The organism is Brochothrix campestris, assembly GCF_046058945.1.
GTDB lineage: Bacteria > Bacillota > Bacilli > Lactobacillales > Listeriaceae > Brochothrix > Brochothrix campestris.
Window position 1 is genome coordinate 1385749 of record NZ_CP175511.1, and the last position, 24313, is coordinate 1410061.

Below are 24313 nucleotides of genomic sequence, written 5' to 3' on the forward strand. Positions count from 1 at the left end.
TGTATCATTTATGATGTAATCGACGAGCGATTTCTTCAATGATAAACACAACCGGCACCTGACTTGCCATGTTGTAACTGCCTTCCAACCGGTCGTTCGTCATGTTATAAGCAATCGTTTCAACTGACATCCGCCCAATCGTCGCATTTTCACGATTGGTAATACTAATAATCCGCGCCCCATTTTGTTTAAGCCGATCGATTAATACCACTGTTTCTTTTGTTTCACCACTGATGGATAACGCAATCACCAATGTCCCTTGATTTAATTCTTCCAGCACAGGATAATAAGGATCTTCTAAGTACGAACTGTAACGGCCGTTCATTGAAAAATAACGGGCACCGTATTTCGCAATTGCACCCGATGTGCCAATCCCCACAAACACAATTTGTTGCGCAGTTTGAAGTGATTTCACAATACGTGTGATTTTAGCTTCAAATACTGGATTATTAATATAACTAAAATAATTAATCATCGCTGTTATCGCATTTTCTGGCTCTTGTTGTTCTAATTTTTGCTCAAGTGCCATTTTATAACGGTAACGAAATTCAGTATAGCCTTCACAGCCACATTTTTTACAAAACCGCATCACCGTTGAACTCGAGACATGAACCGCATCTCCTAATTCACGCACTGTCATTTCAAGAACAGACCGTGGTTTTTTTTGAATGTATTCATAGAGTACCATTTCTAAGTCATTGAATTTTTGAATGATTTCATACGTAAACATCCCCCACATCACCTCATCTATTTCTTCGTTGATTGATTGCCTTTGCGCGTGCGCAAAATGCCCTCTATAATAAAATAAGCGATGACAATCCCCGCTAAAATAAGACTACGCGTATAGCCTATTTGACGCTGAAAAATAAGCGCTGCCAACATCACTAATGTTAAAAAAAACTTTGTAACAGTTAAATTTTTCATTCTTTTCTCCTTTATTAACGTTCGCCCTGCCATTCAGCGAAAAACTGTGTTAAGTATTCTTCCAAAAACGCATGACGTTGTGCAGCTTTCATTTGCGCAGACGGCGTATTCATCAATGATTTTAAACTTAGTAATTTTTCATAAAAATGCATAATCGCTGTATCCTCACCGTTACGGTATTGTTCGAGGGTAAGGCGTTCACGTGGTTGCTTCTCAGGCAGATGCATTGGCCGCCCCTTAGCACCTGTATATATCATTGTGCGCGCAATGCCAATCGCACCGATTGCATCTAACCGATCAGCATCTTGTACGACCTGACCTTCGAGGGATAAGACCTTACCTTCATTAGCGCCACCTTTAAATGACATATCCTGAATGATCGCTAGTATCTCTGCGCTATCACTGGCATTCACCTGTTGCTCCACTAACCAAGCGACTACTTCACCTGTCGCAACAGCCTCATCAGCCACTAACTTATCATCGATGACATCATGTAATAACGCGGCCATTTCACAAATAAACCGATTGGCCTTTTCAGCCGCGGCCAGTGAAACCGCCAGTGTGCGAACGCGTTCAATATGCCACCAATCGTGACCGGTGGTGTCACCGGCGAGCTTTGATTTAACAAAATCTTCTGTTTTTTCAAGAATAACTTGTTCACTTTGTGTCTGTTTCATTCGGGCACCTACCTTTTATCAAGAACCTTTTTTCTTTATTATACGTGAGAGTGACTTTAAATGGAATAGCCTATTACAGCTTAAAAAGGTCATTAAGTACTATCAGCTCTAAATCTTTTTTAAAAGTATAGTCTTTTGTGATATAATTGAAACGCTTACAATAATTACATCCTAAAGGAGCTGGATAACATGTTACTAGGCGCAATTGAAGCGGGCGGCACAAAATTTGTTTGTGCCGTTGCTGATGAAAACCTACAACTGCTTGAGCGCATCTCATTACCGACGACCACACCAACTGAAACATTAGCGGCCGTCTTTGCTTTTTTTGAACCGCATCAACTTGATGCTTTGGCGATTGGGTCCTTTGGACCGATTGACGTCAACGAAGTTTCACCGACCTATGGCTCGATTTTAGCAACACCAAAAATCGCGTGGCAACAATTCGATTTACTCGGCACACTCAAACGCCATTTTCAAATACCAATCGCCTTTACGACCGACGTTAACGCCGCGGCTTTTGGCGAATTAAAACGTGGTGCCGCCCGTGGCAAACACAGCTGTGTTTATTTAACGGTTGGCACTGGTATTGGCGGTGGGGTTGTGATGAACGACCAACTATTTCATGGTTTTAGCCATCCTGAAATGGGCCACATCTTAGTGAAACATCATTCAGACGATGCTTTCGCTGGTGTTTGCCCTTACCATGGCGACTGCCTTGAAGGTTTAGCTGCCGGCCCCGCAATTGCGGCTCGCTTTCAGCAAGCAGCCACCACCTTACCGCCTGAACATGAGGCATGGGATATCGAAGCCTTCTACCTCGCGCAGGCTGCCGTTAACTATACGTTAACGCTCTCACCCGAAAAAATTATTTTCGGTGGCGGTGTCATGAAGCAAAGCCAGCTGTATCCAAAAATGCGTCACTATTTTAATGAATTAATGAACGGTTACGTCAATACCCCACCACTCGATCAGTACCTCGTTTACTGCGAATTGGGCGATGATGCTGGTATTACTGGGGCTTTGTTATTGGCTAAGGAAACGTTAGTTTAATAACCATTTTATCTATAGCTCTCTGAGATTGAAGATAAATGTTGTTCTAAGTCGTTACGACTTGCTCGCTCGGGATTACATAGCATCAGTACGCGCTTCGTCACTCGCTCGTCGAGCTTACTAGAATGAAAGTAATTTAGAGACGTTCTAAACTGCAGTGATTGGAGAAACGAAAGTGAAATCAACCGCTTAGAAGCAAACAGCTTGGAAGATAAATGAAGGCGACTATTTACCGTCGCTGCCATTTATCTGAAAGTTGACAGCTTCTGGTTGATGTAACTAGAGGAACGAAAGTGAAATCAACCGCCTAGAAGCAAACAGCTTGGAAGATAAATGAAGGCGACTATTTACCGTCGCTGCCATTTATCTGAAAGTTGACAGCTTCTGGTTGATGTAACTAGAGGAACGAAAGTGAAATCAGCTCGTTCAACAGCGTATAAATTGGAAAGGTCGCGTGGGCGATTATTTACTATCGCTCGCAAAGAGCTTGAAACTTACGAGCTGTTAGCTGATTAAATGAGAGGATATAACAGCATTTCTATTCAGTCTTATCAGCTCGTAAATAAAGTCATTGTAATAGAATTTTAAAGAAAATGAAGTCTGTTTGACCTTTGTCTACAGTTTGAGAGAGCTATCCCAAGATAGCTCTCTTTTAAGCGATTACAAGTAAATAACACAACGTTAAATCAGCCATCTTTTTCAACTGTAAATTAGTCTCTTCTTTAAATTTTTCAATACGGTACAACAAGGTATTACGGTGAATATACAGTTTTTGAGCCGACAATGCTAAATTACCATCATTATGCCATAACGTCCTGATAATCGGTTCAATCTCAGGCTGATCATTAATTGTGCGTTTCAATTGCTGTAACATCGAACTATTCGATACTAACTGTTGCCCCTCAACTTGCAAGTAAAACTGTGGTAAAGAAACAACGTGTTCCGCCAACTGCTTTGCAACAAACATTTTAAAGAGGCGCTGTTCTTCTTTAAACGTAAGCGGAAGTTGTCGTGTAACTGACTGGTAAGTTCCTAAATAACAGGTTGTTTGCGTAAAAAAGTCATTATCAAGTAATTCGATAAGTGGTCTGAGTGTTTCTTCAGTATGCGGCGCATGCTGTTTCTCCTCAATTAACACACCACTCGTAGCATTCATAAAGAAACTACTGATACAACCGTCAAAAAAAGCGTTGAATAAATGAAGCCATTCTATTTGAAGGTCGCTACCTAACGGTGTGCGCAAATCAAAGTAGACCAAGCGAATCGGCACTGCTAGTTTCGGCATCTCTGTTGATTGCTCCGCTAAGAAGGCCTGCCACCGATTAGTTGTTCCCACCTCAGACTTTGTTTCATATAAACTGTGGAGCAACTGTTGTTCGGTCTCAGATAGTTCAGCCATTGGGATGCATAAAAAACGCTGATTTTCTTTAATGTTAATATGATGTTCGAGCGGTTCGCCCATTGTCTTTGCAAATGGATAAATTAATGCCAAGTTTTTACTCACTCCAACCAACCCCTTTGAAAGCCTTTTCATTTTTAGTTACTTCGGCTCTTATTTTTAGTTAATCCGTCTATAGTCCAAATAAATACCCCCATGTATACTAAAGATATCACCTAATAAGGGAGCGATTAAGATGGTACAAATGGCTTTAAACAATATTTATAAAAAGTACACAAATGCGGAAGGTTTTGCGGTAACCGATTTCAATCTTGTTATCGAAGATCAAGAATTCATTGTGTTTGTCGGACCTTCTGGTTGTGGAAAATCCACTACCTTGCGAATGGTTGCAGGCTTAGAAGATATTAGTGATGGCGAGCTTTACATCGACAATAAATTGATGAACGATGTGGCACCAAAAGACCGTGACATCGGGATGGTATTTCAGAACTATGCCTTATACCCACATATGAGTATTTATGATAATATGGCTTTTGGTTTGAAATTACGAAAATATAGTAAAACTGAAATCAAACAACGGGTTGGTGACGCCGCCGAAGTACTTGGTTTAACTGACTATTTAGATCGTAAACCAGCTGCCCTATCAGGTGGACAACGCCAACGTGTCGCTTTAGGACGTGCAATTGTACGTGATGCTAAAGTTTTCTTAATGGATGAACCCTTATCAAACCTTGATGCAAAACTCCGGGTTGCGATGAGAGCCGAAATTGCCAAATTACATAATCGCCTCAAAACAACGACAATTTATGTAACACATGACCAAACAGAAGCGATGACAATGGCTGATCGAATTGTTATTATGAAAGATGGTTTTGTCCATCAAATTGGTTCACCAAAAGAGGTCTATAATCATCCAAAAAACGTTTTTGTAGCTGGCTTTATCGGTTCACCTGCAATGAATTTCTTCACAGTCACCTTAAGAGACGGCATGATTACTAACGATGTCGACCTGTCTTTCATCCTTCCTGAGGGAAGATATAAAGTCCTCAAAGCGCGTGGTTATGAAGGCAAACAAATCATTTTTGGGATTCGACCAGAAGATTTACAAACCGAACAAATTGTCCTTGATTCATCTTCAAGCGTCATTAACGTTGAAGTTGTTGTATCAGAACTGCTCGGTGCAGAAACAATGCTTTATAGCAAGCTAAACAATGTTGAGTTTATTGCCAAAGTACCCGCTCGTGATGAATGTAAGCCGGGTGATATTATTTCATTAGCTTTCAACTTGAACAAAGCACACTTTTTTGATAGCGAAACAGAAAATGTTATCGTGTAATAGCCTGCGCATCTCACTTAACGAACGGTTAATTTGAGATGTTTTTTTCTTTTGAAACAGATTGATGCGTTTCATTACGGAATTCACTTGGACTAATGCCTTCAATCCGCTTAAACATTTTATAAAAGTAGCCCGCACTCATATAACCGACCGCTTCACTAATCTCATTCATATTTAGGAGTGATTCATTCAATAACTCTTTCGCTTTCTCAATCCTAAAGGCATTGAGTTGTTGTGCAAAACGTTGGTTTGTTTCTTTTTTAAATAACTGTCCTAAATACATCGCATTTAGATGTAACTGCTGAGCAACATCCTTCAGTGTAAGATCGGTCTGGTAATTTTTTTCAATCAACGCTAAAACTTGCTGAACATTTGGACTATATAATATCGTATTTTCAACAGTACTAGCCTGTTCTATTCGTGTATATAGGACGGTTTCAAGCGCCATAATGGTGTCTGTCTGTGCGATGTTAGCTAATTCATTTTCATAATTATAATTAGTGTCATAATGACGGTGAATTTCTGCCACAATTAATAACGCGAGATGATGTACATAGGAAGCAGGACGTAACTGTTGCTTCATCGTTCGTACAAACATCGCCACCACTTCACATAACGTCCCATCAGCTTTTTGATTAAGCGCATTACTGACGCATGTCATCTCGAAATCGCTCGTGCGCTGTTTAGACTCCACAACGTTTAACTGCATCAATTGTTCTGGTAGACTTAGACGATAAAAACGGGCCAGGTGATTCATATCTAATGCCTGTTGACAGCTTTTGACGATGTCTTTCGCATCAGTAACCACGCACCCCAGCCCGACAGTACAAGTTGTTTCACGATATAACCGCTCAAATTGCATGATAAAAGCGAGTGCTTGTTGGTAATTTCCTTCGTAAACAATACGGATATGTGGGCCTTCGCTCATATAATACGATTGATTTAGTAGTCGACAGTTCGTTATCACTTGAGTTTGTTCTGTTGACGTCAGCCCGTTAAAATAAATGACCGTAAAAAGGGCATTATCGTTAAACGACCCTCCAAACAGATCGTCTTCGAGTTCTGCTTCAGTAATTATGCCATTAAACCATCGCTGCATTTTTTCTTGAAAATGACTTTCGCGTAACTGTGGAAGTTCTGATGACAGTTGGCTTTTTGAAAGAATGCGCAACACATTTTTCAATAGTTTTTCTTTATTTATTGGTTTGACTAAATAGTTTTCTGCCCCAAGTTCAATGCCTGCTTGCATGTATTTAAACTCTTCAAAGCCCGACAACATAATAAAATGAAAGTCAAATTGCTCTGCTTGTGCTGCTTTGATGAATTCAATCCCTGACATAAGTGGCATCATCACATCTGTAATGACAATATCCACTTCATTTTGGCGCATAAATGACAGTGCTTCCTGCCCATTTTTAGCTGTACCAACAATTTCAATGCCTAATTCTTGCCAATTGATAATTTTTTTCATCCCATTAATAATCATGTACTCGTCATCGACTAATAATAATTTATACATCACCGCTATCCTCCCTCAAATGTTAATTGAACATGCAAACCGCCACTTTGATGTTGTAGCAGAACCATTCGCGAAAATGTTGGATAATATAGTTTCAGTCGGTTATTGACATTCATTAAACCAATTGAACGTTCCGCGTTCTTGTTAATCTTTGTTTTGCTTGCTAATAAATGATTGATATCATGCCGTTCTGCTTCGCTCACTCCGCGACCATTATCAATCACATCGATAAAAATGCGTTCCGCTTTACGATAAACCTTAACACTCATAGCATTATCAATCCGTGTAAAATCGATGCCATGTACAAAATAATTTTCAACTAACGGTTGTACTAAAAACTTTGGAATTATGACATCCGTGACATCCTCAGCAATCGTAAAATGATAGGCTACACGATCGGGGTATCTCATTTGATAAAGATAGACATATTTTTCGCAAAAAGCCATTTCTTGTTGTAACGTAATGTGTTTTTCTTGCATGGTGTTGTTGCGCAATAAACTCGCAAAAGCATAGACGACATCGGCTAACTCATCGACACCTTCGCTCAATGCATACATTCTTATATATTCTAAAGTGTTGTATAAAAAATGAGGGTTTATTTGTGACTGCAATGCCCGTAACTCTGCCTCTTTTTGATTTATTTCCAAGACGTAGATTGCCTTTACTTGCTGATTAATATCATCAAGCATGTGATTAATCCCAGCGGCAATATCCTTCAATTCATTTTTTTTACTCGCTTCATCAATTCTGATTTCAAGTTGTGACTCTGTCACCTTATTCATCGTGACCTTGATATCTTCTACTTGGCGACCGTATGACCCAAAGGTTCGAAAAAGCACGAGCAATAGCACACCATCAATAAGTAAGCTACCAATTAACAGCCAGAAAAAATCTTGAAAAGCCTGTTGGTAAACAAGTGATTTCGGTGTTAATACCACAATTTTCAAACCAGAACGACTCTCAGTTTCAGTTACATAATCTGCTTTTTCAGTCATTTTCTCATTAAGGCTAACATAATCCGTCACTGACTTATTATCGGAATTCCCACTGTTTTTTTCACCACTGTATTGATACATTAACTGATTTGAATCTGTGTATACGAGTATTTGTTGTTTTTCCGTTCCATTTGTTTCTTCAATGTTTTTCTTGATAATCGCATCATCGATAATCATCGTAAACGTCCCGGTACTCTTAATATTATCCGGATGTATAATCGGCCGATTCACTTCTATTTGATTCGCATGTTTCGGCAGTTTCTTTCGTTTGTCTCCTGCTTTTTTCGTTTGATTAGAATAAAAAAGCTCATCGAATTCATTTAAACTAATTCGTATGCCTGCAATGCCGAGCTGTTGATAATACACTTGCTTAATCATTTGCGGCCAATACAGTTGTTCACCCGTATTATTTTTTAAGCTTTTTTCTAAATATTGACTTGGATCAAGTGAAAAATAGGCATATAAATTTTCTATTTTTTGAGCATCACCTAATAGGTCAGATAGAATCACCTCTGTTTGTTGTTCTGCATGATTAATTGTTTCGGTCATAAACTTAGCGGCTTGTGCATTTTCATTGTGAGCATCAGTCATTGCTTTGCGTAAGACGGTGTAACCGACCACCATCGTAAATAACGTAATAATTGTAATCATGACAATCGCATAAAGACGGAGTAACGAACTAATCAAACGTGGTTTATTCACAATTAATCCCCTTCCACAACAATCTTCCTCTCAATCATAACAATCCATTTTTTTGTTGTAAACACACAAATAATTTGTATCAATGCTAATGAGGCAAACATCAATAAACCGGGAAATTGATAGGTCATAACTAAAACAAAGCCGATGCTTATTATGAGTTTAATGAGCATAAAGAAATTTGAATAAAAGGTAATACAGGCTAGCTTGATAAGATTTAAGAAACTAATCTCAAAACGATTATTTAGCACGATGGCATAGCTATATGTTATAAATAAAGCTAGCATTACAAACACTAATATAAAATCGATAATTAAAAAGATTACTCCCTGTACCTGCACAGCTAAATACAAGCTATAGCCAATAAAGAGACCCACCGCCGCAAAGGTGAAGAACAATTGATTGGCACGCGGCCAATTTTGTTTATAGAGCACCCATGTTTTTTTCCAGGTTATTTGTTTATAATCCCATTGCTGTTCGCAAAATAATTGATTAATCGTCAGTAAAGCTGGTCCGATTCCAACTACAATTAAACCAATTAACGTTAATGCGATACAAAACAAATTCAATTTAATAATGACAAAACAACGGGTAAATATTGTTTCTAATAATGCACCAATCATTTCATCGCCTCTTTCGGTCGTTTTATTATCATGAGAAAAAACAAAACAAATAACAGTTTCCTGTCATCTGTTTTGTTCACTCAGGAAGAGTATTACTGTTGCGCCTTAAATTCATCATATTGTTTTTGCATTTCTTTTAGCACCGTCGCATAACCGGCTGTTGCTAATTTTTTGTTCATTTCCGGCACTGTTTTACCCGCTTCAAGCGTACCAACACTCAGTCCATCGAGGTATTGAGTCATCACGTTATTAATGTTACTCAACTCATTTTTCACCTTGTCTGTTTTAAAGTTAAAACCTAACATCGGTGATTCTTTTGAATTTTGTAACACCTCATCTCGTTCCTTGATACGCTCATCTGAAATCATTTCATCAACATATAAAATTTTGTTGTTTCCTGTATTCCAACCAGACATATGCATATTCGGTTGATAGCCATCAAGCAGACGCATACGGTTATTCTCAACTTTCTCCCAGGCGTCACCCTCGATTCCTAATACTAATCCATTAAGAAGTTCGGCATCTGAATTGAGTAATCCGAGTAATTCAACTGCTTTTTCGGTGTTTTTAGAACCACTCGAAACAACGAAGGCTGCACCTTGAGCTGCATTAGGGGTTTTATACGGTTTTGTAATTGGCTTCGATACCAATTCTTTGCCCGCAATTACCGATAAGCCATAATCACCAAAATTATATGGCCCTTCTGTTTCTTGACGAACAAACCAAGTATCTGCTTCTAATGGATAGACACGGTTACTCGTATCAGCATCTTTTGGCACATAGCCCGCCTCATAAAAACGATGCATTGCGTTTAAGCTCTTGAGCATCTCAGGTCGATCAAACGGATTGAATATTGCCGTGTCTTCGCCTTCAAATTCAACTGCAAAGGGCATGCCGTTCCCTAAAGGGTAATCATAGCCACTAACAGATTCAGCCCGAAAACCTTGACCAATCGCAATCGGTGTCACTTGCGGTTCTTTTTCCTTAATGACTTTCAAAAGCGGTTCAAGATCAGCATACTGCTTCACCTTACTAATATCTAAATCATATTTATCCAACAATGTTTTATTAAACGTTAATTTTTGATTAATACTAATGTCTGCATTTACAGGGAACGAGTACATTTTTCCGTTGATTTCATTACCCTTTTTATAACCTTCGTCTAACATCTCATACGCCTCTGAGGCATACTTTGGCAACAACTCGGTTAAATCAGCATAAGCCCCTTTTTGAGCATTAGTGACATAATTTTTCGCCATGGCGATGTCGTAGTTTTCACCGGATGAAACGATGACAGACATCTTCTTTTCATAATCGCCCCAACCAATGTATTGTAGGTCAAGCTGCACATTCATTTTTTCTGCAATGCGTTTATTAGCCACTTCCATCAACGCATCAAAGTTTTTTGGCTTATCACCAATCTGATACATTAATAAAGTCGTCATCTTGTCCTTACTTGCTTCCTGTTTTTTTTCACCTGTCAAACTACCACAACCTGATAACACACTTGCCGTGACGATACCTGCCATTGCGATTGCCCCAACCTTAATCATTCGTTTCATCTGCTCTCCCCCAATAGTCGTTTATCTCAATCGATTATTTCTAAAAGTGATGGTCGATGGTTAGGACTAGTTATCGAAAGGCATCGTATTGTTTTTGCATTTCTTTCGTTACTTTTGCTAGTCCAGCCTTTTCTAATTTATCATTCATTTCTGGTACAGCTTTTTTAGGATCTAACGTCCCTGTGTTAAGACCATCTAAATACTGACTCATCACATTGTTTAAATTACTAATTTCATTCTTAACATCCTTCGTATCGAAGACAAATCCTAAAATTGGTGATTCTTTTGCTGCTGCAATTGCATCATCACGCTCTTTTATTTGTTTATCAGAAATACTTTCGTCAACATATAAAACTTTATTATTTGCTGTATTCCATGCTGACATGTGCATATCTGGTTTATAACCGTCTAGTAATTTCGAACGATTGTCGCCGACTTTCTCCCATGCCTCGCCTTCAATTCCTAATACTAAACCATTTAACAATTCTGGATCAGAGTTCAGTAAACCTAAAAATTCAACCGCTTTTTCGGTATTTTTTGAACCACTCGATACAACAAAACTAGCCATTTGAGCCGCTTGCGTTGTTTTCAAGGCTGGTGTAATTGCACGAGAAACGAGCGCTTGTCCTGCCGCAGTTGTTAACGCTGTATCACCATAATCAAACGGGCCTTGTGTCTCTTGACGCACAAACCAAGATCCTGTATTTAATGGATATTCAGTATTGCTCGTTGCCGCATCCTTAGCAATATAGCCTGCTTGATAGTAGTCATGAAGGCTTTCATACGCTGCCATCATTTTGTCACTGCTGAACGGATTAATAATCTTCGTTGCATCGCCATCAACATCAATAGCAAAAGGTAAGCCATTTGCTAGTGGGAAATCAAGACCAACTTCGGCTCTAAACCCTTGCCCTGCAGCCATTGGCATCACGTTCGGCTCTTTTTCTTTAATCGTCTTTAAAAGCGGAGCGATATCCGCATAACTATTTACTTTGCTAATATCAAGGTCGTACTTATCAAGGTATTGTTTATTAAACGTCAACATTTGTTGTGAGAAAATATTTGCGTTTACTGGTAACGCATACATTTTTCCGTCCACTGAATTTCCTTTAATATAAGATTCATCTAAATCATCATATGCTTCTTTAGCATATTTTGGTAATAAATCAGTTAAATCAGCGTAAGCTCCTTTTTGCGCATTGGCTACAAAATTCTTAGCTAAAGCAATATCATAGTTTTCGCCTGAAGAAACGATGACTGACATTTTTTGCTCGTAATCACCCCAGCCAATGTATTGAATATTTACCTTTGCATTAATTTTTTCTTCAATTCGCTTATTTGCGACTTCAATTAATGCCTCATAGTTTTTTGGCTTATCGCCAATTTGATACATCAATAATGTCGGTGAATCCTTGTCGTCTTTACTGCTTTTTTTTTCACCTGATAAACTGCCACAACCTGCTAATGTTCCGACTGCAAGTACACTCATTAATGATGTTGCTACTACTTTTCGCCACGTTTTCATTTCAATTCCTCCTATAGGATGATTTATTCTTTAACGCCACCGATTGTCAATCCACTCACAAAATATTTTTGGAAAAACGGATAGCTTAAAGCAATTGGTAAGGTTGAAATAACAACCATTGCCATTCGTGTTGCTTCTTTTGGAATTGCTTCGGCGCCACTACTTAAGGCACTACCCATGCTTGCATTTTGTGTCATGAATTCAATATTCGCCTGAATTTTCATCAATAAATATTGCAATGGAATTAAATTATCACTTTGAATATAAAGAAGCGCATTAAACCAATCATTCCAAAAGCCCAGGGCGGCAAACAAACTGATGGTCGCTATCCCTGGTACTGCTAACGGTAACACGATTTGACCAAAGATGCGCAACTCGCTCGCACCATCAATTCGAGCCGATTCAATAATTGAATCAGGCACCGTCCGTTTAAAGAACGTTCGCATTACAATGACATTGAATGGGCTAATCGCCATCGGTAAAATCAAAGCCCAAATCGTATCTTTCAAACCAAGCATTGATGTCATTACAATGTAGTTCGGCACCATCCCAGCACTAAATAACATCGTAATTAAACAAGCAATCGTGAAAAATTTACGTAAGACAAAATCTGATCGTGAGATAGCATAAGCAAAGGTCGACGTAAATGTCGTGTTAATTAACGTACCTACAACCGTTACTGTCACTGTTACAAACAGTGATTGTAACAATTGTTCCTTAAGGTCCATTAAATAGCGATAACCGTCTAAACTCCACTCAGATGGCCAAAGTGTATAGCCATTTGTTAAAAGTGACTGCTCACTTGTTAACGAGATGATAATAACAAACACAAATGGAAACACACACGATAAGGCAAAGATTGCTAAAAAAACATTAAAGAAAATATCAGCTTTCTTACCGAAGGATCGTACCCCCACTGATTGAATTTTTTTCTTACTCATTGGTTCGTCTCCCCCTTCTGCTAAAATAAAGCTGATGATTCATCTAATTTACGGACAATCGCATTGGCCACGATAAGTAATACACATCCAACAACTGACTGATATAAACCTGCAGCGGCTGCCATGCCAATATCACCGGTATTGGCTAATCCGTTATACACATAAGTATCAAGCACTGATGTGACTTCGTATAGCACGCCTGAGTTTCGTGTCACCTGATAAAACAAACCGAAGTCGGCTTTAAAAATATTACCAACTGATAAAATCGATAAAATGGTAATTAGTGGCACTAGTTGTGGCAATGTTACATGACGAATTTGTTGCCATTTCGTTGCACCATCGACCATTGCTGCCTCGTAGAATGTTGGATTAATCCCCATGATTGAAGCGAAGTAAATGATACTGGAATACCCCACCGATTTCCAGACACCTAAGACGATTAAAATAACAGGCCAAAATTTTGGTTCATTATACCAGTTCACTTCTGAACCACCAAACATCGTGATGATTGAATTGAGTAGCCCTTTATCTGGACTTAAAAAGGCATAAACAAAGTAGCCGATAATAACCCACGATAAAAAATACGGTAATAACATTGATGTTTGATAAATTTTAATCATTTTGCGCGATCGTATTTCACTTAAGATTACAGCGAATAAAATCGCACACACTAACCCGATGATGATAAACGCTAAGTTATACAATAACGTATTTCGGGTAATCAGATAAGCATCTGATGATGAAAATAAAAACTTAAAGTTATCAAAACCAACCCACGGACTATTTTTCAAACTGGCGAGAAAGCCCTCTGGTGAATAACGAAAATCTTTAAATGCAACCACATTACCTAAGACTGGAATATAAAAGAAGAAAATCATCCAAATAAAGGCTGGTAATGCCATAAAAATGAGCGCTCGCTGTTTTAAACAGAGCTTCAGTTTTCTTTTCATTTTCCCACCTCCTTGTTAGACCAATTATGTACAATTCAATCATAAACAATAGATGGTTTGAACGTAAGTAACAAACTATAGGTATATCATGACAAACTATAGGTGTTTCAGTACACAGCCTTTTTCAGTTTAATTTAGCTGTTACTAATGTGGTACCCGCATTGAAAACGGTGTTTGTTGTTCATTATACTGCCGCTCTGTTGGTACGACTCCAAGTGTAAACTGGATGTTTGCCCCTGCCATTAACTCGTCATGCGTAAAAAACAGACGGTCATGGCACAGCTGATTCAGGTGAATAGCGCTGACGAAATTAGCATGCGGTTGATTTCCTTCGGTTGTAATCATCAATGTTTTGCCATTTGCTAAATGTATCGTTGCTCGATCAAATAAGGGTATACCAATCACATACTCTCCTGAGCCAGGACAAACCGGATAAAAGCCCAGACTTGAAAAAAGATACCAACCTGACATACTGCCATTATCCTCATCACCTGGATAACCGTCCCATCCTGTATGAAACAGGCGTGTCATTAATTGTTTCACAAGTACTTGTGTTGAGGCGGGCTTACCGACGTAGTTAAACAAATATGGCAGGTGAAAACTAGGCTGGTTCGACAAGGCCACTTGGCCAAAATCCACCGCAGCCATTTCACTCATTTCATGGATTTCAAACGCATAACCACCGACTTCATAATGTGGGTGTTGGTTACAAAGCTCAGTTAGTTTCGCATTAAAAGCCTCGGCACCACCGTGTGCTTTAATGAGACCTTTAAAGTTATGATAGGTGGCAAAACTACTTTGCCATGCACTGCCCTCAGCATAATCAGTTCCCCAACGTTCTGCACTAAAGTCCTGTTTAAATTGTCCGTCAAGCGTTTTTGCCCGCATAAAGCCCGTTTCTTTATCAAACACGTTTAAAAAATTATTTGCTTGTCTTTGATAAGTTTGTGCCAGCTTATCATCTCCTAGTATATTAGCAACTTGGGCAATACAAAAATCACTATACGCATAATCGAGCGTATGATTGATGCTCTCACCATAATGCGCTGGCACATACCCTAACTTTAGGTAATCAAGTGTCCCCCGTCTTCCATAATTTTGTTTGTCACTACGTGTAGTTGCCCCATGAATCATCGCTTCTAAAAAGGCAGGCATTAACTCCAAACCAATCTGCTTAACAGCGGCATCGGCCACAACTGCATCTATTAACGTCCCCGGCATCATCCCGCGTTCATCGGGAGATAGCCATTTTGGTAAATAACCCGCTTCACGATAGGATTGTAAATACGCGCTTAACATTTCGGCATATTCGGTTTGAGCAATCAGTGAAAAGAGTGGATACACCGTTTTATACGTGTCCCAAAAGCCGTTATTTGTATACAAATAGCCCGTTTCGACAGATTTTGTTAATGTATTGTAATGTTCTGGCTCTTCATTCGCATTCAGCTCATACATTTTTTGTGGAAATAAACAGGTCCGGTACATACAGCCATAAAAGGTCGCTACCTGCTGCTTATCTTTGCTTTCAATTTCAATTTTATTTAAATAGTTCAGCCATTTTGTCGCTGACTTCATTTTAGTTTCATCAAAATCATCCGAGAGGATACGTGATAGATTTAATTGCGCTTGCTCAGGCGATAAAAAACTGGTGGCAAGATGGGTCGTAATCATTGTCGTATCCTGAAACGCAATTACAAAAACTGCATCAGACCGCTGTACTTGTTGACTACTAATAAATTCAGCTCCATCAAAGTAACCACAGTGTTCAATAGCAAACGCTTCGGAAAAGTGCATCGCAAAAAACATTTTCATCTGCTTATCTTCACAGCCAGCTGCATTGATGACATAGCCAGACACTGAATGCGTTGCTACATCGATTTTAATGATACCTTCACCTGGTGTTCGTAGGACCAATTTCGGGTGTGCGGTATGATACTGATTGCGCATCACAGCACCATACGTCGTTGGTGTTAACTCAGTGACAATCCGATAGCGTTCTTGTTTGAGTTTAATATAATGTGGTGCAAACACAGCTTCATCGGTACGGTAACTACTTTGTGCCATGCCTAACTCCGGCTGGCAGTGACTACCTGCAACAGGTGACAATAGTAGTTGTGAAAAATCACCCATCCATGGACTTGGTTGGTGTGACAACCGAATTCCTTGAAAGGTGCGGTCATTTGGATTGAAAAACCAGCTACCTCGTGTATCCGCTGTTTGGACGACAAAATGGTTCATACCAAAAGGTACACCTGTATAGGGTAAACAATTACCGTTGGAATATGTCGCTTGGTTATCGGTTCCTTGTCGTGTATCAATTTGTAATAAATCAGTCGTTTGTAACATCATCTTCCTCCTTTAAGTTACGAGTACTTGCACGTTCAATCAATTGAATTGGCACAACTACCTGATCGTGCTCTATTGATGTCTCATCTAGTTCTGCAAGTAACAGACGCATCGCCGCTGACCCCATTTCTTCAAAATTTTGAGCAACCGTTGTTAAATGGGGTTCAATCAGTTGCGCCGCCTGAATATTATCAAAACCAATCACCGCAATATCCTTAGGAATGCTCACGTTTTGTTTCTTTAACGCATTGATTAACTGAATTGCCAACACGTCATTCTCAGCGATGATTGCTGTAATATTTAAACGTTGCAATTCGGTACACAACGTCATCAAAAACTGACTATCGTTTGGGTCTAATTGTTCAAAATGATAAGGTTCCAACTCGTAACCATGTAAGGCTTTTAAGTAACCAAAATAGCGATCACGTACAGATGATTTTTTTCCGATTGCATCGATATTAATGAAGGCGATTTTTTGATGTTTCTGCGCTATTAGATGACGGGTTGCTTCATAAGCGCCCTGTTCATTGTTCGCCATCACACTCGAAAACGGCAACTGATCGATTTTCTTATCGATTAAAACAGTTGGCACACCAAATAAATGGAGGCGATATAGCAATTCAATATCATCATGATTATTACGGGGATAAAAAATCACACCGGCATAGCGTTCCACAATATCCTTAACATCTAAGTTGGATAAATACTGATGCGGCTGCATCTGTAACCGATAATGAGTGGCTTGAATCACCTCAAACATACCTTGAGCATAGTTACCAACCGTTGTATTATCAGGGAACGGTAGAATAAATAGCACATCTTTTTTTATCGTTTTAGATTGACTAACGACAGCTTTTTCACGTACAAAACTCCCTTTGCCACGCACACGGATAACGATGCCTTCATTTTCTAACTCGACTAATGCCCGCTTTGAAGTAATACGTGATACGCCATAGGTTTCTGATAAATTCAATTCAGTTGGCAATTTACTGCCCGGCGGATAAGTTCCCGCTATAATTGCTTGTTTCAAATCCATGATGATATGTTGATATAATGGTTCTTTCAATGATCTCATCCTTTCAATAGCGCTTTTACTCGTACCCAAAAAAGAAAGCGCTTTACTTTTAAAATGATATACCATATAATCGGTTTTGTAAACAATGATATACCAAACCAAAAGGAGTGTGTAATCGTATGACTGATAAAGCAATTTCTGCAACCGTACAAGCGTTCATGAAAAAAATTAGTGATAAAGCAATGACCGAAAACCACCATTGGGCAACTATCTTCAATAAATGTTATGCCAACACGTTACAAACCACTGTTCAGCGATTTGATGACAACAGTACATTTTTAGTCACAGGAGATATTCCAGCAATGTGGCTACGCGACTCTACGGCTCAAGTGCGACCTTATTTACCACTCGCTCAATCTGATACAGCTTTAAAAGAAATGATTGCTGGATTAGTGGCCAAACAGTTTCAATACATCAATTTAGATCCCTATGCCAATGCCTTCAATGCTTCAGCTAATGGTGCTGGGCATCAATCAGATAAAACAAAAATGAGCCCTTGGATTTGGGAGCGAAAATACGAAATTGATTCCCTTTGTTATCCTGTGCAACTTGCCTATTTACTCTACAAAAACACTGGTGATAGCGCTCATTTCACCCCTGCCTTCACTGCTGGCATTCAGGCTATTTTAACAGTTTGGGAAACGGAACAAAATCACGAGCACTCGTCTTATCGATTCGAACGCGACACGACCCGCGTCGAAGATACGTTACCAAATGGCGGTGCTGGCTCTCCCGTTGGTTACACAGGCATGACCTGGTCTGGTTTCCGACCGAGTGATGATGTTTGTCAATATGGCTACCTTGTTCCCAGCAACATGTTTGCGATCGTTGTTTTACGTTATTTAATTGATATTTATACAAAGATTTTACCGGATGCTGCCATTGTAAATCGAGCTACCGCTTTGAAACAAGCCATTGAACAAGGCATTCAGAAGCATGCCTTGGTTAAAAACGAAGCCAGTGAAACCATCTTTGCCTTCGAAGTTGATGGATTAGGTAACTATAGTATTCAAGATGATTCTAACGTTCCGAGTTTAATCGCCGCACCTTACTTAGGCTATTGTGCGATGGATGATCCCATTTATCTTGCAACACGTCAGACGTTACTTAGTTCTGAAAACCCTTACTTTTATGAAGGGAAAAACGCAAAAGGTATCGGTAGTTCTCATACACCACCTAACTATATTTGGCCAATTGCACTGGCGATTGAGGGCATGACAACAACAAGTAAAGCAGAGAAAAAACGTATTCTAGATATGCTGGCAGCCAATGATGGCGGCACTGATTTAATGCACGAAGGTTTTGATGTAAATAATGCGGATAACTATACGCGTGAATGGTTCTCGTGGGCTAATATGATGTTTTGTGAATTATTGATGGATTACTACGACATAAAAATAACTGCTTAAAGTACTTAAGCAAAAGGAGCCCGACATGCCAACAAAAAAAGTATATATTATTTCTCATAGTCATTGGGATCGTGAATGGTATTTGCCTTACGAGCAACATCATCTCCGTCTTGTAGCACTCATCGATGACCTGCTTGATTTATTTAAACGTGACCCCGATTTTGATAGTTTTCATCTGGATGGTCAAACGATTATTCTCGATGATTACCTCGAAATACGTCCTCATCGTAAAGATGAACTGCAAGCTGCCATTACGGCTGGCAAATTAAAAATCGGTCCGTTTTACATTTTACAAGATGATTTTTTAATTAGCAGCGAGTCCAATACGCGTAACATGCTCATCGGATTGGATGAATGTCAACGTTGGGGCGCACATGTCGACCTCGGCTACTTCCCCGATACATTTGGAAACATGGGACAAGCACCTCAAATGTTGGCAGAAGCTGGTATTACCGCTGCTGCTTTTGGGCGTGGCGTTAAACCCACTGGCTTTGATAACGCCGTTATTTCTGATGATAAATACAGTTCTAGTTTTTCTGAAATGTGGTGGGAAGGCGCAGATAAAACGACGATTTTTAGTCTCCTTTTTGCCAATTGGTATAGTAATGGTAATGAAATTCCAGTCGACGAAACAGCAGCTAAAGCCTTCTGGCAAAAAAAATTAGCAGAGGTGGAACAATACGCCGCCACACCTCACCTCCTAATGATGAATGGTGTTGATCATCAACCTGTGCAACAAGACATTACTGCTGCTATTAAAGTTGCTAACCGCTTATTTCCCGATTATGAGTTTATCCATAGTAATTTCACCGATTACTTAGCCGCCGTTAAGACTAATCTACCGACTGACTTGAGCACAGTCAGTGGCGAATTGACGAGTCAAGAAACCGATGGTTGGTATACACTGGCGAACACAGCCAGTACCCGGGTTTATTTGAAGCAAAAAAACACAGAAGTCCAACGACAACTTGAAAACATTACTGAGCCGTTGGCTACAATGGCAGCTTCGATTTCAGGACAATATCCGCATGATGAATTGCGCTATGCTTGGAAATTACTGATGCAGAATCATCCACATGATAGTATATGTGGCTGTAGCGTTGATGAAGTCCACCGTGAAATGATGACACGCTATGAAAAGGCGCTCGAAGTCGGTAAATTTTTAGCAAGCGAAGCACTTGAGACATTAGCGACGACGATTGATACGTCTATCTTTTCGACTGATGAACGACCATTTATTGTCGTGAATACAGCAGGTAGCACCAAAACAGAGATTGTCACCCAAGAAATAGAATGGAAACGCCTCCCTTTTAGCACGGGTAAACCGTCCGACTTACATGATCAGCTGATGGCGGAATCATTGCCTGACTTTGTTGTTCGTAGCGCTTCTGGTGACATTATCCCTACCGAGGTCATTAACAAAACCGTTCGTTTTAATTATGACCTTCCTAAAGATCGTTTTCGTCAACCATTTATGGCGATTTATGTCACCGTTCGCTTTGTTGCACCACAATTACCCGCATTATCATGGCACAGTTATGCCCTTACTCCACAAACAGCCACACAACCGGACGTGCTCCCACTGATTGCGTGCGATGCTCGTCAGCTTGAAAACGAGACTTTACATGTGAAAATCGCTGCCGACGGCCGTTTAACTGTCACCGATAAACGGACGCAGCAGATCTATCCGGAGTTGCTCGCATTTGAGAATGTCGGTGATATCGGTAATGAGTATATCTTTAAACAAGCAAATAATGATCCGATTTTATTTGCACATGAAAATGACTGTGAGGCTGAGATTCTAGCTAACACGACTGAAATGGCAACAATCCGCTTAACACAAACGATGAGGATTCCCGTGTCAGCTGATGAACAGTTACAACTTGAAATGGAACGTGTCACGGATATTCGAGAACGTCTAGCAGAACGAAGTAAAGTTACTACACCGCTAACATTAACAACAGATATCACACTATTAAAAGGCAGTCCTCACTTACAATTCACCACCAACTTCACAAATACAATGACCAACCACCGCTTAAGAGTGCTGTTCCCAACCGGACTTAATGTTGCTGACCATTATACCGACAGTATCTACGAGGTAGTTAAACGACCGAATCAGGTAACGGCTAATTGGGAAAACCCTACTAATCCCCAACATCAACAAAGTTTTATTAATGTGCAAGATGATGCAGTCGGTATCACAGTGACTAATTACGGTCTCAATGAATACGAAGTTATGCCAACTGATAATACAATTGCACTGACATTATTACGTGCAGTCGGTGAACTCGGTGATTGGGGGTACTTCCCAACACCTGAAGCGCAATGTATAGGTGCTCAAAGTGTGTCTTATGGTATTACTTTTCATGGTGCTACAGATGCAGCTGAAACTTATCAAAACGCTCATGCTGCTCAAATTCCGTTTAGCATAATCAACACCACGGCTTCAACCGGAAAATGGTTACCGATTGATTCGTTTTTAACAATTGATAGCCCTCAGTTTTTATTGACGGCACTTAAATGTAAAGAGCGTGATACGGCGATTATTACACGTGGTTTTAATTTAAATAGTAGCACTGAAAGTGACTTTAAAATTGACTTACCACAATACAGCCCTCAGCGTTGTAACTTGGTTGAACAAGTGAGTAACATACCACTTAAAGCTACACTGGATCCGGCTGAAATCTGCAGCATCATTTGGAACAAAGACTCATAAAAGGGGGAATATTTATGTTACTAGGCGCAATTGAAGCGGGCGGCACAAAATTTATTTGTGCCGTTGCTGATAAAAACCTACAACTGCTTGAGCGCATCTCATTACCGACGACCACACCAACTGAAACATTAGCGGCCGTCTTTGCTTTTTTTGAACCGCATCAACTTGATGCTTTGGCGATTGGGTCCTTTGGACCGATTGACGTCAACGAAGTTTCACCGACCTATGGCTCGATTTTAGCAACACCAAAAATCGCGTGGCAACAATTCGATTTACTCGGCACACTCAAACGCCATTTTCAAATACCAATCGCCTTTACGACCGACGTTAACGCCGCGGCTTTTGGCGAATTAAAACGTGGTGCCGCCCGTGGCAAACACAGCTGTGTTTACTTAACGGTTGGCACTGGTATTGGCGGTGGGGTTGTGATGAACGACCAACTATTGCATGGTTTTAGCCATCCTGAAATGGGCCACATCTTAGTGAAACATCATCCAGACGATGCTTTCGCTGGTGTTTGCCCTTACCATGGCGACTGCCTTGAAGGTTTAGCTGCCGGCCCCGCAATTGCTGCTCGCTTTCAGCAAGCAGCCACCACCTTACCGCCTGAACATGAGGCATGGGATATCGAAGCCTTCTACCTCGCGCAGGCTGCCGTTAACTATACGTTAACGCTCTCACCCGAAAAAATTATTTTCGGTGGCGGTGTCATGAAGCAAAGCCAGCTGTATCCAAAAATGCGTCACTATTTTAATGAATTAATGAACGGTTACGTCAATACCCCACCACTCGATCAGTACCTCGTTTACTGCGAATTGGGCGATGATGCCGGTATTACTGGGGCTTTGTTATTGGCTAAGGAAACGTTAGTTTAAATAGTGAACGACAAAAAAGCACGACCGCTTCTTCCATTGTGATGGAAACAGGCGGTCGTGCTTTTAGTATTATAAGCTTGCTAGTAAAATGTCGCGGCTCACTGCCGGAGTCACATCACCATGTTCAGATAAGCGCACCAATTGATGTGCTTCGAGGTTAGCAACGATGGCTTCCACATCCGCTTCACCGAGTTCATAGGCAGCTAGTGAGGTTGGTACACCAATTGACTCAAAGAAGACCGCTGTTTGGATAATCGCCGCTTCAATTCGTTCTTCAGTTGTACCAGTAGTAATCCCTAACACACGCTCAGCGTATTGTAATAGCTTCGCCTCTTTTTGTGAACGTCGCACACGTAACATTGCTGGTAAAATCGCAGCTAACGTCCGCGCATGATCAATGTGGTACAGGTTCGTAATTTCGTGACCAATCATATGTGTGGCCCAATCTTGTGGCACACCAACACGTAACACACCATTTAAGGCATTCGTTGCGGCCCACATAAAGTTGGCACGTTCATTGTAATCCGGTGTCTCGTTGTTGACAATATTCGGACCAATTTCAATCAAGGTTTGTAACAATCCTTCAGCAAAACGATCCGTAACCAAAGCACCTGTATCGTAGGTCATGTACTGCTCAAAAACATGCACGAATGCATCAACAATCCCGTTCGCCAATTGACGTTTTGGTAAAGTATACGTTAATGTCGGGTCTAAAAAGGAGAATTGCGGGAAGGTGTGCGGGCTCTTAAAGCTCAACTTCGCCTTTTTCGCAACAAAGGTAATGACACTGCCGTTGTTCATTTCCGAAGCTGTGGCAGGTAACGTCAACACGGTTCCGTATGGTAAGGCCGATTGCGTGGGTAATTGTTGACCAATGCCACCACCAAATAAATCAATCGGATCACCGGCGAATTCAGCTGCTGCGGCCACAAATTTCGTGCCATCAATTACTGAACCACCACCAACTGCCAATAAGAAGTCAATCCCGTTGGCCTTCACTAGTGCCACAGCTTTCATCAACGTCTCGAACGTTGGATTTGCTTCAACACCAGCAAATTCAAACACAGTACGTGCACCTAAACCGGTCTTCACTTTATCAATCGTGCCAAAGCGACGAGCTGATTCGCCACCAAATAAAACTAACACACGGGCATCAGTCGGCACGAGTGTATTTAACTCATCTAAACGTTCTGGCCCAAATACAATATGGGTCGGATTATAAAAATCAAACGGTTGCATCATTTTTTATCCACCACTTTCTTAAGCTATTTACATATTTTATTATAGCACAACGCGTAGCTGCAGCCACATTTGCAGACTGAGTCGACGTCACTCCTGACAGAGCGTGCGGTCGAGCAATTGCGGTTCAACCTGAGCCAAACCCCATTCGCAAATAAGGTCGAGCACTGGGATTAAACTTTCCCCTTTGGCAGTTAAGGAATATTCAACATGGGGAGGGACAACCGGAAACACAACCCGTGTAATCACACCCATTTCCTCCAACTCCTTTAATTGATTCGTTAATGTTTTTGATGATATCGCATCGATATAACGTTGCAATTGATTAAAACGAACAACGCCCTGCTCATGTAACTCATATAAAATCATAATCTTCCATTTGCCTTGAATGTGTTGCATCGTCGCATCAAATTCATTTAAAAACATCACTTAAGCTCCCTTACTTACCTC

At 40.3% G+C, this 24313-nt stretch carries 20 protein-coding genes; 5 read left to right on the top strand and 15 right to left on the bottom strand.

From position 1 onward, the window contains the following. Positions 1-4 precede the first annotated feature (4 nt). From ACJYYY_RS06800 to ACJYYY_RS06810, 3 genes are read right to left on the bottom strand one after another with little or no spacing between them, the layout of a single operon-like run. Positions 5-730 carry a MurR/RpiR family transcriptional regulator gene (locus ACJYYY_RS06800; RefSeq protein WP_408868745.1) on the bottom strand — a complete coding sequence of 242 codons (726 nt, stop codon included), beginning with the start codon at positions 728-730 and terminating at the stop codon, positions 5-7. A 17-nt stretch (positions 731-747) separates the two neighbouring features. Beyond that, positions 748-924: a hypothetical protein gene (locus ACJYYY_RS06805; RefSeq protein ID WP_156921213.1), complete on the bottom strand. Its 177-nt coding sequence runs from the start codon at positions 922-924 to the stop codon at positions 748-750. A gap of 14 nt (positions 925-938) precedes the next feature. Continuing rightward, the gene (locus ACJYYY_RS06810) at positions 939-1601 is read right to left on the bottom strand and encodes an HD domain-containing protein (protein WP_035315228.1); all 663 of its coding nucleotides are present in this window, start codon (positions 1599-1601) and stop codon (positions 939-941) included. Between the two features lie 189 nt (positions 1602-1790). Between ACJYYY_RS06810 and ACJYYY_RS06815 the strand changes: the two genes are divergently transcribed. After that, the gene (locus ACJYYY_RS06815; RefSeq protein ID WP_408868746.1) at positions 1791-2651 is read left to right on the top strand and encodes an ROK family protein; all 861 of its coding nucleotides are present in this window, start codon (positions 1791-1793) and stop codon (positions 2649-2651) included. 652 nt (positions 2652-3303) lie between these two features. Here ACJYYY_RS06815 and ACJYYY_RS06820 read toward each other — a convergent pair. Continuing rightward, positions 3304-4155 (bottom strand): helix-turn-helix domain-containing protein, encoded by an 852-nt coding sequence (locus ACJYYY_RS06820; RefSeq protein ID WP_408868747.1) that lies wholly within the window; start codon positions 4153-4155, stop codon positions 3304-3306. Between the two features lie 130 nt (positions 4156-4285). On the opposite strand from ACJYYY_RS06820, the gene ACJYYY_RS06825 reads away from it, so the two are divergent. Further along, on the top strand, positions 4286-5386 hold the full coding sequence (locus ACJYYY_RS06825) for an ABC transporter ATP-binding protein (protein ID WP_035312834.1): 1101 nt from the start codon (positions 4286-4288) through the stop codon (positions 5384-5386). A 28-nt stretch (positions 5387-5414) separates the two neighbouring features. Here ACJYYY_RS06825 and ACJYYY_RS06830 read toward each other — a convergent pair whose 3' ends face one another. The 9 genes from ACJYYY_RS06830 to ACJYYY_RS06870 form a co-directional block, all read right to left on the bottom strand. Next, positions 5415-6905: a response regulator transcription factor gene (locus ACJYYY_RS06830; RefSeq protein ID WP_156921072.1), complete on the bottom strand. Its 1491-nt coding sequence runs from the start codon at positions 6903-6905 to the stop codon at positions 5415-5417. A 5-nt stretch (positions 6906-6910) separates the two neighbouring features. Beyond that, complete coding sequence (locus ACJYYY_RS06835) at positions 6911-8602, bottom strand: sensor histidine kinase (RefSeq protein ID WP_408868748.1); 1692 nt, start codon at positions 8600-8602, stop codon at positions 6911-6913. Between the two features lie 2 nt (positions 8603-8604). After that, positions 8605-9222 carry a YesL family protein gene (locus ACJYYY_RS06840; protein ID WP_035312837.1) on the bottom strand — a complete coding sequence of 206 codons (618 nt, stop codon included), beginning with the start codon at positions 9220-9222 and terminating at the stop codon, positions 8605-8607. A 92-nt stretch (positions 9223-9314) separates the two neighbouring features. Then, positions 9315-10784: an ABC transporter substrate-binding protein gene (locus ACJYYY_RS06845; protein ID WP_408868749.1), complete on the bottom strand. Its 1470-nt coding sequence runs from the start codon at positions 10782-10784 to the stop codon at positions 9315-9317. A 70-nt stretch (positions 10785-10854) separates the two neighbouring features. After that, positions 10855-12309, bottom strand: a complete 1455-nt coding sequence (locus ACJYYY_RS06850; protein ID WP_035312839.1) for an ABC transporter substrate-binding protein — start codon at positions 12307-12309, stop codon at positions 10855-10857. A gap of 23 nt (positions 12310-12332) precedes the next feature. Beyond that, positions 12333-13250, bottom strand: a complete 918-nt coding sequence (locus ACJYYY_RS06855) for a carbohydrate ABC transporter permease (protein ID WP_035312841.1) — start codon at positions 13248-13250, stop codon at positions 12333-12335. Between the two features lie 20 nt (positions 13251-13270). Further along, complete coding sequence (locus tag ACJYYY_RS06860; protein WP_408868750.1) at positions 13271-14200, bottom strand: ABC transporter permease; 930 nt, start codon at positions 14198-14200, stop codon at positions 13271-13273. 144 nt (positions 14201-14344) lie between these two features. Further along, positions 14345-16546 carry a GH92 family glycosyl hydrolase gene (locus ACJYYY_RS06865; protein WP_408868751.1) on the bottom strand — a complete coding sequence of 734 codons (2202 nt, stop codon included), beginning with the start codon at positions 16544-16546 and terminating at the stop codon, positions 14345-14347. Next, positions 16530-17612, bottom strand: a complete 1083-nt coding sequence (locus ACJYYY_RS06870; protein ID WP_035312843.1) for a substrate-binding domain-containing protein — start codon at positions 17610-17612, stop codon at positions 16530-16532. Before ACJYYY_RS06870 ends, ACJYYY_RS06865 begins: the two co-directional genes overlap by 17 nt. A 128-nt stretch (positions 17613-17740) precedes the next feature. On the opposite strand from ACJYYY_RS06870, the gene ACJYYY_RS06875 reads away from it, so the two are divergent. From ACJYYY_RS06875 to ACJYYY_RS06885, 3 genes are read left to right on the top strand one after another with little or no spacing between them, the layout of a single operon-like run. Then, complete coding sequence (locus ACJYYY_RS06875) at positions 17741-19030, top strand: glycoside hydrolase family 125 protein (RefSeq protein WP_408868752.1); 1290 nt, start codon at positions 17741-17743, stop codon at positions 19028-19030. A 25-nt stretch (positions 19031-19055) separates the two neighbouring features. Further along, entirely contained in the window at positions 19056-21749 is a 2694-nt protein-coding gene (locus ACJYYY_RS06880; RefSeq protein ID WP_035312845.1) for an alpha-mannosidase, read from the top strand. Positions 21750-21763: 14 nt separating this feature from the next. Next, positions 21764-22624, top strand: coding sequence for an ROK family protein (locus ACJYYY_RS06885; protein ID WP_035312846.1), 861 nt, complete (start codon positions 21764-21766; stop codon positions 22622-22624). A 69-nt stretch (positions 22625-22693) separates the two neighbouring features. Here the strand turns inward: ACJYYY_RS06885 and ACJYYY_RS06890 are convergent, their stop codons facing one another. Beyond that, positions 22694-23863 (bottom strand): iron-containing alcohol dehydrogenase, encoded by a 1170-nt coding sequence (locus ACJYYY_RS06890; RefSeq protein WP_051456768.1) that lies wholly within the window; start codon positions 23861-23863, stop codon positions 22694-22696. Between the two features lie 90 nt (positions 23864-23953). Beyond that, positions 23954-24289, bottom strand: a complete 336-nt coding sequence (locus ACJYYY_RS06895) for a helix-turn-helix domain-containing protein (RefSeq protein ID WP_035312849.1) — start codon at positions 24287-24289, stop codon at positions 23954-23956. Positions 24290-24313 lie beyond the last annotated feature (24 nt).